This is a genomic window from Vibrio tasmaniensis, assembly GCF_024347635.1.
GTDB classification, from domain to species: domain Bacteria; phylum Pseudomonadota; class Gammaproteobacteria; order Enterobacterales; family Vibrionaceae; genus Vibrio; species Vibrio tasmaniensis.
The window spans coordinates 2939719-2952926 of the sequence record NZ_AP025510.1; the positions used below are offsets into that span (position 1 = coordinate 2939719).

Sequence of the window (13208 nt, forward strand, 5' to 3'; positions counted from 1 at the left end):
AACCGATGGGTTTTGCTATAACAGCCTAAAAAGAAACGCCCACCAGCAAGTGGTGAGCGCTAATAAATTCATAGACTTAAAGTCATTTAACTCTTTATATAGCAAGTACCTCTAAACAACATAGAGACACACAACTAAACCAAGCGTGACTGAGTCAAATGTTGCTGAACCTAGGTTTACTGAGCTAAACGCTGACGTACCGCTTCGAACAGACAGATGCCCGATGCTACTGAAACGTTCAGGCTCGACACGCTACCAGCCATTGGGATCTTAATCAGATCATCACAGGTTTCACGCGTTAGACGACGCATACCGTCACCTTCAGCACCCATAACTACTGCAAGAGGGCCTGTTAGCTTAGCTTGGTAGATATCATGCGTTGCTTCACCTGCGGTACCCACAAACCATACACCCTGTTCTTGCAGTGCACGCATTGTACGAGCGAGATTGGTTACACGTACTAGCGGAACGGTTTCTGCTGCGCCACAAGCAACCTTACTTACCGTTGCCGTTAGCGGAGAAGAACGGTCTTTCGGTACGATAACAGCAGCGACACCTGCGGCATCCGCATTACGCAGACAAGCACCTAGGTTGTGAGGGTCTGTTACGCCGTCTAGAACCAACAGCAAAGGCTGTTCGTGCTGCGCTAGGATATCGTCTAGGTGAGTTTCATTAAGCTGCTTAGCAGGCTTCACCTTAGCAATAAGACCTTGGTGATTCGCACCTTGTGCTTTTTCATCAAGCGGCTTACGACCCATTTGTTGAATCGACACGCCAAATTGCTGCAATTGATTCAGCAACGGAAGAAGGCGATCGTCTTGACGCCCTTTCAGTACATAGGCTTCGATAAAACGCGCTGGATCTTTTTCTAGTACGGCTTTCACCGCGTGAATACCGTAAATAAATTCGTTACTCATTGTCTCTGGTTACTCTTATTGCTCAGAGGTGAGTGTCATCAAACCCGATGACCCCATCTCTGTATTGTTTATTTCGAGAGCATGCATCTTCCGCCTGATACTCTCGCATTTAAATTCGTTAGACGTTTAAGCGCTACTCGTCACTGTAATGACGATAGCTTAAGACTTATCAGCCTTTGGCTTACGGCTTGCTGCGCGCTTTTTCTTCGCACGAGCTTTAGCAGCACCCGTTTTATTCGCTGGCTTTTTCTTCTTAGCTGAGCTTTCGCTACTTCCATCAGGTCGTTTAGTTGGTTCAAGTAAAGGCGTTGCAGGTACACCCGGCTTATTGCTCTTCACCGCTGAACGCTTCTTGCTTTTCGCCTTTTTCATCGCTTCAGCAGCACGCTTCTTGGCTGTTTTACCTTTACCACGCGGCTGACGATCTGTGTCTTCTAAATCAAAGTCGATTTGACGAGTTTCTAAGTTAACCGCAGAAACCTTCACTTTAACCGAATCACCCAAGCGGTAGATATTACCTGAGCTTTCACCCACTAGACGCTGACCAACAGCATCAAATTGGTAGTAGTCATTCGCTAGCGCAGAAATATGTACCAGACCATCGATGTGCAGTTCAGTTAGACGCACAAAGAAACCGAAGCCAGTCACGTTGGCAATCACGCCATCCATCACTTCGCCAACATGGTCTTGCATGTATTCACATTTCAGCCAGTCGTTCACTTCACGCGTAGCATCATCAGCACGACGCTCAGTCATTGAACACTGTTCGCCGTAGAAGTCCATATCATCGAAAGTGTAGTGGTAACCACCGGTTGGCGTCCAACGCTCGCTGTTACGACCTTCTTCTTTCGCAATAAGGTACTTAATTGCACGGTGCAATAGTAAATCTGGGTAACGACGAATTGGCGAGGTAAAGTGAGCATAGCGCTTAAGAGCTAGACCAAAGTGACCCGCGTTATCCGCGTTGTATACCGCTTGCTTCATTGAGCGCAGCAACATAGTTTGGATTAACTCACGGTCTTCACGTTCGTTAATCTGTTGCATCAGTTGTGCATAATCGACCGGAGATGGAGACAAACCACCTTCCAGCGTTAAACCTAACTCACTTAAGAAGCTCTTGAAGCCCATTAAGCGCTCTTCACCCGGAGTATCGTGAACACGGTATAGAGCAGGCTCTTTCGCTTTTTCTACGTAAGATGCCGATGCGATATTCGCAAGAATCATACACTCTTCGATGATCTTGTGTGCATCGTTACGGATTACTGGTTCAATACGGTCAATCTTACGATCCGCATTGAAGATAAACTTAGTTTCTACCGTTTCAAATTCAATCGCACCACGTTCGTCACGCGTTTTCTTAAGCACCTTGTACATCTTATGAAGCTCTTCAAGATGCGGCACTTCTGGTTCGTAACGCTCACGAAGTTCTTCATTGCCATCTAAGATCGCGCCTACTTTGTTGTAAGTAAGACGAGCATGAGAATTCATGACAGCTTCGTAGTGTTTATAGCCCGACAGTTTACCTTTGTCTGAGATAGTCATCTCACACACCATACATAAACGGTCGACTTGAGGGTTCAGTGAACATAAGCCGTTAGAAAGGACTTCTGGCAGCATTGGGACAACTTGTGACGGGAAGTATACCGAGTTACCACGGTTAATCGCTTCTTTGTCTAGCGCTGTCTCTGGGCGAACGTAGTAACTTACGTCAGCAATCGCTACCCATAGACGCCAGCCGCCGCCTTTCTTCGCTTCACAGTAAACCGCATCATCGAAGTCTCGCGCATCTTCGCCATCAATCGTAACCAATGGGAGTTTGCGTAGATCAACACGTCCTTCTTTTGCTTCTTCAGGAACATGCTCACCGAGGTTTACGATTTGCTTATCTACCGCTTCAGGCCACTCTTGTGGGATCTGGTGAGTACGAATCGCGATCTGCGTTTCCATACCCGGAGCCATATTCTCACCAAGAACTTCGGTCACTTTACCCATCATGTTACGAGAACGACCACCACGGTCCGTAATTTCAATCACAACCACATTACCCATTCGAGCACCGCCTTTATGCTCAGTCGGGATCTGGATGTCGTGACTAATACGCGAATCATCAGCAACCACATAAGAATGGCCGTACTCTAGGAAGAAGCGACCAACAAGTGGCGTTTTACGCTCTTCAAGCACACGAACCAAACGGCCTTCACGACGGCCACGCTTACTGTTGTCAGTAGGCTGAACCAATACGTAATCACCGTGCATGATGGTTTTCATCTGATGATGCGGCAGCACGATATCATTGTCTTTACCCACACTGCCGTCTGGGCGTACCCAACCATGACCGTCTTTATGACCAATCACAAAGCCTTTAATCAATTCCATCTTCTCAGGCAATGCGTAACACTGACGACGAGTAAAGATAAGCTGTCCATCACGTTCCATTGCACGTAAACGACGACGCAGCCCTTCATATTGTTCCTCTCCAGCCAAACCCAAAGCTTCGAATAGATCATTGCGGTTCATAGGAATATTCGCGTCTGTTAGAAACGAAATAATGAACTCACGGCTTGGTACAGGGTTTTCGTAATTTTTCGACTCTCGGTCGGCAAAAGGATCAACAGTGGTTGTCGCTGTCGTGTTTTCTGACATTGGTGTGTTTTTTGACATAGGCGGGCCTGCTTAAGCAAGGAAGGTATATTACCCCTAGTATATCTGATGCTAGAGGTAAGCTACAGATATGCTTTGGAAAAGCCTAAAATAACCTAAGATTGATACATATCTTCACTTTGTGAAACATCACTTCATAGACGCGGACTATCATCAAAATTTCAAGCAAACGATAAAACAAACGTTTGCGCCATGAATGAAATACACTATTATCCTCACACTTTAACAACACCTGTTCTGAGTATTGATATGAAACTAAAACGCACCCTATTGGCTTCAGCGATGGCAAGCCTAGCTCTATTTCCATTTGCGAGTTCAGCAATGGAAAAAGCTGACCTGATGATAACCGATGCTATGGTTCTAACCATGGACCAAGACAAAACGGTTTACGAGAGCGGCACTGTTGTCGTCAAAGACAACAAAATCATTGCGGTTGGCGATGCTTCGCTAGAGAAGCAGTACCAAGCTAAACAAGTGCTAGACGTTGATGGCGATATCGTAATGCCAGGTCTCATCAATACTCACACTCACGTATCGATGACGGTTTTCCGTTCGTTGGCCGATGATGTGCCTGATCGCTTGCACCGCTACATCTTCCCACTTGAAGCTAAGTTAGTATCTCGCGATATGGTTCGTATAGGCGCTAACCTTGGTAACGTTGAGATGGTAAAAGGTGGCGTAACCACTTACGCTGATATGTACTATTTTGAAGACGAAGTCGCTAAAACTGTTGATAAAATTGGTATGCGTGCAGTATTAGGCGAAACAGTAATCAAATTCCCAGTCGCTGATGCAGCAAACGCGGAAGAAGGTATTAAATACGCTTTAAACTTCATTGAAGAATATAAAGATCACCCGCGTATTACGCCTGCATTTGCTCCTCACGCCCCTTACACCAACACAACAGAAGTCCTTCAAAAAGTAGCAAAGCTTTCTCTAGAACTTGATGTTCCAGTAATGATTCACTTAGCTGAATCTCATCGTGAAGAAGAAAAAATTGCAAAACGAGCTGAAGGTTTATCTCCGGTTCAATACATGGACAGCATTGGTGCACTAAACAAAAACTTAGTTGGCGCACACATGATCCTAGTAGACGATCATGATATCGAGCTAGTGAAAAAATCAGATATGGGCGTGGCTCACAACATGAGTGCCAACATCAAGTCAGCAAAAGGCGTGTCACCTGCGCTTAAGATGTATGACGAAAATGTACGTATCGGTTTAGGTACTGATGGCCCAATGTCTGGTAACACATTGAGCACCATTGATGAGTTCAACCAAGTCGCTAAGGTTCACAAACTAGTTAATAAAGATCGTGCTGCAATGCCGCCGATCAAAGTGATCGACATGGCGACAATGGGCGCAGCAAAAGCGCTACACATGGAAGATAAGATCGGCTCTCTTGAAGCAGGCAAGCTTGCCGACATCATAGTGATCGACACCAAGGCGCCAAACATGGTTCCTGTGTACAACCCATACTCAGCATTAGTTTACTCAGCTAACTCGGGTAATGTTCGTCACACCATCGTTGATGGCAAGATCATAATGCAAGATCGCGACATGCTAACGGTCGATGAAGAACAAATTCGCCAAGAAGCACTCGATTTCACCAAAGTCGTTCGTAAGACGGTAATTGAATCTGGTGAAGTTGTTCAGTAACGTCATCGAATGAAATAAACGGCTTTCCGTTCAGATCAAAAAAGGCCTCATGGGTATTTACCTATGAGGCCTTTTTATATCGATCTTTCTATATCAAGACAGATGATTAACGAGTGCAGTTGTTAATCATTAACTCTAATCCACTATTCGATCTTACCAGAAGACATCTCGACGCTTTGCTCGAGCGATAATATTGTCTGGCATTCTCCGCTCTAAACCGCTTCGAAGCACAGTAATACGCTTATGTTGCCTTTGATCCGCTGTCACCGAGTTATATAACCAACGGTAAGCATCTTCATAATCCAACGGGCTGCCATAGTCACGTAACAAGAGTTCTGCTAAGTGGATGCTTGCACTTAAGTTACCCATCGAGGCGGCTTCACGTAAATACGGGATCGCACGCTCTTTGTCTTGTTGCACCAAAGTGCCAAGAGAATAATAACGTCCTAGCTGCTCTAGTGCCGCCGGTAAGCCTTGATGTGCCGCGTTTTCCATATAGTAAAGACCAAGCTCTACATCTTGCGGAACACACACACCCCAAGCCAACATATCACCGTATAAAAACTCATAAGAAGGCAAGCTAATACGCGTTGCACGAGCAACGATATCTTCAACTAACTGGCACTTATCAGCTTTCACTCGCTCTAGGTGTTGATTATTCTCGATTAAATTAATCAGTTCAGCTTCAGTATATATTGGAACGGGCTCTCCCACATCAGCCAAATCTGCATGACTCAAGGGTGAGCTCAGCGCCACTATCAATGAAGCTGCTACAATTCGTAGCTTCATACCTGCACTCTATTATCTGTCGTTAAAGTTATCTATTGAGGGCAGCAGACGATTTCTGCACGCACCAAAATAGGGTGAACTTCACTTTCCATGATATCTGTATCGGCAATAACCTTGACGGCTTTAGACAAAACTTGCCGCTAATGGGCAATATTTTGCCATATGGCGTTCAAAAGATCACCATTCAAAGCTTAGCCCCTAAATTACAGGTATTAAAAAGCCGACTTAATAAAGTCGGCTTTTAGAAAACTATTTCATTATCACAGTACGTTTTGTGCTGTGGTAATCACTCAGCGGGCATTATGCGCCGTATGGGTGAACCTTGATGATAGTTTCGTTACGATCTGGGCCAGTTGATACGATATCAATTGGAACGCCAGTTAGGTCTTCGATACGCTTGATGTAATCTAGAGCAGCTTGTGGAAGCGCGTCGATAGATTTAGCACCAAATGTGTTTTCAGACCAACCAGGCATTGTTTCGTAGATTGGCGTCGCTTCTTCGAATGACTCAGCAGCCATTGGAGAAACTTCTAGGATAGAACCATCTTTCATCTTGTAACCAGTACAGATTTTTAGTTCTTCTAGGCCATCTAGAACGTCTAATTTAGTTAGACAGATACCAGATAGAGAGTTGATTTGGATTGCACGACGCATAGCGACAGCATCGAACCAACCAGTACGACGTAGACGACCAGTCGTTGCGCCAAACTCGTGACCAACATCGCCTAGGTGCTTACCAACTGGGTCTTGCTTATCAAGGCCATCGTATAGCTCAGTTGGGAATGGACCTGAACCAACACGAGTACAGTAAGCCTTAGTAATACCAAGGATGTAACCGATGTGACGAGGACCGAAACCAGAACCTGCAGCAACACCACCAGCAGTAGTGTTAGAAGACGTTACGTATGGGTAAGTACCGTGGTCGATATCTAGTAGCGTACCTTGAGCACCTTCAAACATGATCTTGTCGCCGCGCTTACGTGCTGCGTCTAGTTCGTCAGTTACGTCGATAACCATCGCAGTTAACATGTCTGCGTAGCTCATCGCTTGCTCAAGTACTTCTTCGTAGCTTACTGTTTCAGCTTTGTAGAAGTGCTCTAGTTGGAAGTTGTGGAATTCCATAACTTCTTTTAGCTTCTCAGCGAATGCTTCTTTATCGAAAAGGTCGCCAACGCGTAGACCGCGACGAGCAACTTTATCTTCGTAAGCAGGACCGATACCACGACCTGTTGTACCGATAGCTTTAGCGCCACGAGCGATTTCACGCGCGTTGTCGATAGCAATATGGTACGGAAGAATTAGAGGACAAGCTTCAGAGATGAAAAGACGTTCACGTACTGGAATACCGCGATCTTCAAGAGGCTTCATTTCTTTTAGAAGTGCGTCAGGCGATAATACTACACCGTTACCAATAACACATTTAACGTTATTACGTAGGATGCCTGATGGAATTAAGTGAAGAACGGTTTTTTCACCGTCAATTACAAGTGTGTGACCTGCATTGTGACCGCCTTGGTAGCGAACCACGTATTTTGCATCTTCAGTTAAAAGGTCAACGATTTTACCTTTACCTTCATCACCCCATTGGGTGCCTAGAACGACTACGTTATTTCCCATCTTTCCAATTTCTGTTGCTAATTAAAAATGGATTCTAGCACTGAATCACACTTCTTGCAGTCACTTTTTGTTCATAAACGTTAACGCTGTACAAAAATAAACCAGCAATCACTGAGGGCAGATGTACAAAGATACTGATATCATTGTGTTTTCAAAGACAAAAGGCAGAACCATGTCTAATTCTATCTGGCTCGCAATCGGGCTTGTTCTTATCGTAGAAGGGCTTGGACCCTTGATTGCACCCAATGGCTGGAGAAACATGGTTGCTCAATTAAGCCAACAGCCAGACGCTCAACTGCGCCGTATTGGCGGCTGCCTTGTGGTTGCTGGTGCTGTTATCGCTTTCATGACCTACCATTAGGTTTCTAAAGTACGGAGCTGTCACTACGACCTCCCTCGAAGATTCAATGGTCAACCTGCAATCTTCAACGAATAGAAAACAAAAAGACTCCCATTATGGGAGCCTTTTGATTTTTAGGTACTTCGCTAATCTAATGAATTAACGCATCAGCTTATTTTGCTGGAGCGCCGCTTGCTTGATTCATGTATTGGAAGAAGTCAGTCTTCGGATCCAGTACTAGAATGTCGCTCTTATCGCTAAATGATGTCTCATAAGCTTGCAGTGAACGCATGAAGCCATAGAACTCAGGATCTTTACTGTACACATCAGAATAGATCTTCGCTGCTTCTGCATCAGCATCACCACGAGTGATTCGAGCTGTACGGTCAGCTTCAGCAAGAACTGTTGCCACTTCTAGCTCAGCTTGAGCACGGATAACTTCTGCTTTCTCACGACCTTGTGAACGGTGTCTACGAGCAACCGACTCACGTTCTGCACGCATACGGCGGTAGATAGATTCACTGATTTCGTCAGGAAGGTTAATCTTCTTCATTCGGAAATCAACAACTTCAACACCTAAATCAGCCATCGCACTTTCTGCCGTTCCAGACAAAACGTTTTCCATGATCTTATCGCGTTCGCCATCAACTTCTAGTGCTTCTGCAGCCGCTACCGTTGTGACGACTTCGCTATCAGCAGAGTCTGGCAGGATGTCCTTATTACGAGGGCCTGACACGATCTGCTTAATTTCACGAGAACCAATTTCAGAACGAAGAACATCTGTCACTTTACGCTCAAGAAGTGCTTCTGCCGTCATGATATTACCGCCGCCAGTACTCAGGTAAAAACGTCCAAAATCAGCAATACGCCATTTTGCGTAGGTATCAATTAGAACGTCTTTTTTCTCTGATGTTACGAAACGGTCAGAACGACCATCCATCGTTTGAATACGAGCATCAAGTACTTTTACGCGATCAAACATAGGCAGTTTAAAGTGCAGGCCTGGTTCATAGATTCGTGATACGCCGTTGTCATCGAGAACTCGACCAAAACGAATTACCATGCCACGTTCGCCTTCTTGAATCACAAATAGTGACATCAATAGAAGGGCAATCGTCACAACTAATACAGGGATCATTAATTTACGCATTATTAGTATCTCCCTTGGCGTGAACTGTCTGAACGAGTTTGAGTGCTAGACTTTGGATCCGCTTGAGTTTCTAACTCAATTTGATCGTAAGTTGATGATGCTTTTGCAGGGCGAGTGCCCGACTGAGAACCACCTTGTGCGCCTAGCTTATCAATTGGTAGGTATAGCAAGTTACCGCTTGATTCAGAATCAATCAGGACTTTCGATGTGCTTGAGTATACTTTTTCCATTGTATCTAGGTACATACGGTTACGTGTTACTTCAGGAGCTGCTTGGTATTCAGGTAGAAGTTTCTCGAACTGAGCGACCTGACCTAGAGCACCATTAACTGTACGCTCTGAGTAACCCACCGCTTCTTTCTTCAAACGCTCAGCACGACCTGTTGCTTTTGGAAGAATGTCATTTCGGTAAGCTTCAGCTTCACGCTCGAAACGCTCTTCATCCTCACGAGCCGCGATAGCATCATCAAATGCATCTTTCACTTGCTCAGGTGGACGTGCTGACTGGAAGTTCACGTCAACAATCAGAATACCCATGTCGTAGCTATCAATAATACGGTTCAACGTTTCTTGAGTGCTTTGACGAATCTGTTGACGACCACTTGTCAGGATACTATCCATTAGTGAGTCACCAATTACTGCACGAAGCGCAGAATCGGTTGCTTGGCGTAAACTGTCGTCTGCATTCGTTACACGATACAAGTACTTGTATGGGTCAGAAACACGGTATTGAACCCCCATTTCAACGGTCACAACGTTTTCATCTTTCGTTAGCATGGTGCCAGCAGCACGTAGAGAACGAATCGCTTGAACGTTTACTAGTTGCTCATCTTTGATTTCATCGATGAAGCGTGGGTGCCAGTTAAGACCAGGCTCTTCGATACGGTCGAATTGACCCAATCGAAGTACTACTGCTCTTTCTGCTTCGCCAACGGTGTAGAAACCAGCGAAGAACCAGATAGCAATCGCAATGACAGCAATGACACCAAAGCCAATCGCACCGCCACCACCAATAGATGGCCCGTTACCATTGCCACCCTTTTTACCAAACTTGCCACCTAACTTTTGACTTAGTTTACTAAACACTTCGTCTAAGTCTGGCGGTCCTTGATCTCGGCCGCCGCGATTATTGTTCTTACCCCAAGGGTCGTTATCGCGGCCGTTATTATCGCCGTTGTTGTTATTTCCAGGCTCATTCCACGCCATTAGAAAGCTCCATCATTTGATATGACGTTATACTGTAGCAGTCTCTTTGGTAACGATAAAGCCACCTAAGAGCGCCCCTTCTCTTTTTTCAAGTTTAGACCAATCTATTTGTTGCATTCGGATATCTATCAACAAGTTACCATTTTCATCATACTCTTCCTGTTGAATACATTTCATCTCGAAGAATAAGCTACGAATACGACCTTGATGCTGATGTGGAATACACAACCGGAATTGAACCATCTGACTCGCTAAACGCTCGGTTAAAGCTTCAAACAGCAGTTCAATCCCTTCTCCTTCCATTGCAGAAACCCAAACAGCGCGTGGTGCGCCCTCTTCGTCTCTTTCAATTCGAGGTTTTTGGTCTTCCATGCAGTCAATTTTGTTCATGACTACAAGGGTTGGCACTTCATGAGCATCGATTTCTTCTAATACTTCATGAACAGCCTGAATGTTCTCACGAAAGCGGTCATCACTGGCATCAACAACATGTAACAAAATGTCAGCTTCCTGCGTCTCTTGTAACGTAGCCTTGAACGCAGCGACCAAGTCGTGTGGTAGATGACGGATAAAACCTACGGTATCTGCGAGAATTGCAGGCCCGACATCTGCCAATTCAATCTTACGTAGTGTTGGGTCTAGGGTTGCAAACAGTTGGTCTGCCGCATAAACACCAGCACTTGTGATGCGATTGAAAAGTGTTGATTTCCCCGCGTTGGTATAACCAACCAAAGAAATTGTTGGGATTTCAGCTCGATTACGAGCACGTCGTCCTTGTTCACGCTGCTTAGCGACTTTCGCTAAACGACGTAATATTGCCTTTATACGGTCACGCAACAAACGTCGATCGGTTTCCAGTTGAGTTTCACCTGGACCACGAAGACCAATACCACCTTTCTGCCTTTCAAGGTGAGTCCAACCACGAATCAATCGAGTAGAGATATGACGAAGCTGAGCGAGCTCAACTTGTAGCTTACCTTCATGAGTTCGCGCACGTTGTGCAAAGATATCTAAGATCAAACCCGTGCGATCAATCACACGACATTTACACAATTGCTCGAGGTTTCGCTCTTGGGCAGGAGAGAGGGAGTGGTTAAAAATCACAATTTCAGCACCGGTTAGCTGAACAGCTTGTGCGATTTCTAGGGCTTTACCTTCTCCAACGTAGTATTTAGGGAGTGGGGATTGTCGGCTACCAGTAATCACTTGTAGCGTTTCTACCCCCGCTGAGGAGACCAGCATTTCACATTCGCTCAGGTCTTCCCATTCTCCCTCTTGCGTGAAGTTGATATGAACAAGTACGGCTCGCTCGCCGGATTCATAACGGTCAAACAAGCAACCAACTCCTTATTACAGCGCAAGCTGTATCAATTGAACGATTAATCTTCAGTCTTCTCAGGACGATCAGATGGCGCGCGTTGTTGCTCGCCGCTGTGGTGACTCACTGCACGAGCAGGAACCACAGTAGAAATCGCATGCTTGTAAACCATTTGGTTTACTGTGTTCTTCAATAAGATCACGAATTGATCGAAAGACTCGATCTGACCTTGCAGCTTGATGCCGTTAACAAGATAGATAGAGACTGGAATGCGCTCACGACGGAGTGCATTTAGGAATGGGTCTTGTAGCGATTGCCCCTTAGCCATTTTATTTTCCTTATTTATATTTTGTTGTAATTATTTAGCTAGTGGTGCACAAAAAGGTGCGGCCTTTGCATCTGAGCTAAACGAATAAAAAAACTCCGTTGTTATTGAAAGGCTGTGATTTTTAAAAGCCTCAACAACTGATCCTTTCCAGAGTATATTCACGCAAAAGCGATCACATTATACACAGCAATACTAATCAGATGCTATTGCATCTGAAAGAGTTTCTAACGCCTGTTCAATGTTTTCGCTATCCAACCAAGTTAAATCATCCCAACTGCGTAACCAGGTGATTTGTCGCTTGGCCAATTGACGGGTTGCGCAGACACCACGGAAAACCGCTTCGTCTAAATCGCAATTCCCATCTAAATAATCCCACATCTGCCTATAACCAACGCATCGGATCGATGGCAGTTCAGGGTGAAGATCTTCTCTGGCGTACAACGCTTTCATTTCATCTTCAAATCCCGCTTCTATCATCTTCTCGAAACGCAGCTCAATGCGGCGATGGAGTTCTTTCCTTTCCTTGGGAGCTATTGCAAATTGTTTTACACGAAATGGCAGGCTATCGCCTTTCGTTTGAGTTAGCTCTGTTAATGTTTTACCCGAAATTCGGTAAACTTCCAATGCCCTTGAAAGCCTTTGTGGATCATTTGGGTGTATTCTTTCAGCGGATACGGGATCTATCTCTCTTAATTGATCGTGCAATGCCTGCCAACCCTGTTCAATAGACTCCGCTTCAATCTGCTTACGAATCTCTTGATCCGCGGCGGGTAGTGGCGATAAACCTTCCAACAATGCCTTGTAGTAAAGCATTGTGCCACCAACAAGTAACGGGATTTTACCTTCCGCTACAATCTTATTCATTTCACTGATCGCATCACGACGAAAGTCAGCCGCAGAATACGCTTCGCTTGGATCGAGAATATCAATCAAGCGATGAGGCGCGAGCGCGAGCTCTCCTGCATCCGGCTTAGCAGTACCAATATCCATGTCTTTGTAGATTAGCGCCGAATCGACACTGATGATCTCTACCGGGTATTTCTGACGCAAGCGGATAGCTAAATCTGTTTTTCCTGATGCCGTTGGGCCCATTAAAAACAACGCTAAAGGTAATTTTTCAGTCATGATATTTTGTATTTATTTCTCTGTTAGAGCACTTAATTAAAAGGCTTCATGTCGCGATACACTTGTCTACTAAGAAAAGCCTCATCGCAACAGTTAAAT

11 protein-coding genes are annotated in these 13208 nt (G+C 45.1%); 2 read left to right on the forward strand and 9 right to left on the reverse strand.

Annotated features, from left to right (window positions below; genetic code table 11):
* Positions 1-176: 176 nt before the first annotated feature.
* Positions 177-917: a 23S rRNA (guanosine(2251)-2'-O)-methyltransferase RlmB gene (gene rlmB / locus OCV44_RS13055; protein WP_009847889.1), complete on the reverse strand. Its 741-nt coding sequence runs from the start codon at positions 915-917 to the stop codon at positions 177-179.
* A gap of 159 nt (positions 918-1076) precedes the next feature.
* Complete coding sequence (gene rnr, locus OCV44_RS13060) at positions 1077-3578, reverse strand: ribonuclease R (protein ID WP_139685857.1); 2502 nt, start codon at positions 3576-3578, stop codon at positions 1077-1079.
* A gap of 249 nt (positions 3579-3827) precedes the next feature.
* Here rnr and OCV44_RS13065 point away from each other — a divergent pair, with 249 nt between their 5' ends.
* Positions 3828-5237, forward strand: a complete 1410-nt coding sequence (locus OCV44_RS13065) for an amidohydrolase (protein WP_139685856.1) — start codon at positions 3828-3830, stop codon at positions 5235-5237.
* A 153-nt stretch (positions 5238-5390) separates the two neighbouring features.
* On the opposite strand, the gene motX is transcribed toward OCV44_RS13065, so the two are convergent.
* Positions 5391-6026, reverse strand: a complete 636-nt coding sequence (gene motX, locus OCV44_RS13070; RefSeq protein ID WP_009847886.1) for a flagellar protein MotX — start codon at positions 6024-6026, stop codon at positions 5391-5393.
* Between the two features lie 300 nt (positions 6027-6326).
* Positions 6327-7643 (reverse strand): adenylosuccinate synthase, encoded by a 1317-nt coding sequence (locus tag OCV44_RS13075; protein WP_086050183.1) that lies wholly within the window; start codon positions 7641-7643, stop codon positions 6327-6329.
* Between the two features lie 172 nt (positions 7644-7815).
* Here OCV44_RS13075 and OCV44_RS13080 point away from each other — a divergent pair, with 172 nt between their 5' ends.
* Positions 7816-8004 carry a DUF2065 domain-containing protein gene (locus OCV44_RS13080; RefSeq protein WP_139685855.1) on the forward strand — a complete coding sequence of 63 codons (189 nt, stop codon included), beginning with the start codon at positions 7816-7818 and terminating at the stop codon, positions 8002-8004.
* Positions 8005-8155: 151 nt separating this feature from the next.
* Here the strand turns inward: OCV44_RS13080 and hflC are convergent, their stop codons facing one another.
* The 5 genes from hflC to miaA all read right to left on the reverse strand — a co-directional run bounded on the left by hflC (position 8156) and on the right by miaA (position 13109).
* The gene (gene hflC, locus OCV44_RS13085) at positions 8156-9133 is read right to left on the reverse strand and encodes a protease modulator HflC (protein ID WP_086050184.1); all 978 of its coding nucleotides are present in this window, start codon (positions 9131-9133) and stop codon (positions 8156-8158) included.
* Positions 9134-9135: 2 nt separating this feature from the next.
* Positions 9136-10338 carry an FtsH protease activity modulator HflK gene (gene hflK / locus OCV44_RS13090; protein WP_017103358.1) on the reverse strand — a complete coding sequence of 401 codons (1203 nt, stop codon included), beginning with the start codon at positions 10336-10338 and terminating at the stop codon, positions 9136-9138.
* Between the two features lie 27 nt (positions 10339-10365).
* Positions 10366-11673: a ribosome rescue GTPase HflX gene (gene hflX, locus OCV44_RS13095; protein ID WP_139685854.1), complete on the reverse strand. Its 1308-nt coding sequence runs from the start codon at positions 11671-11673 to the stop codon at positions 10366-10368.
* Between the two features lie 44 nt (positions 11674-11717).
* Positions 11718-11984 carry an RNA chaperone Hfq gene (hfq, locus tag OCV44_RS13100; protein WP_004735866.1) on the reverse strand — a complete coding sequence of 89 codons (267 nt, stop codon included), beginning with the start codon at positions 11982-11984 and terminating at the stop codon, positions 11718-11720.
* Positions 11985-12176: 192 nt separating this feature from the next.
* On the reverse strand, positions 12177-13109 hold the full coding sequence (miaA, locus tag OCV44_RS13105; RefSeq protein WP_009847880.1) for a tRNA (adenosine(37)-N6)-dimethylallyltransferase MiaA: 933 nt from the start codon (positions 13107-13109) through the stop codon (positions 12177-12179).
* Positions 13110-13208 lie beyond the last annotated feature (99 nt).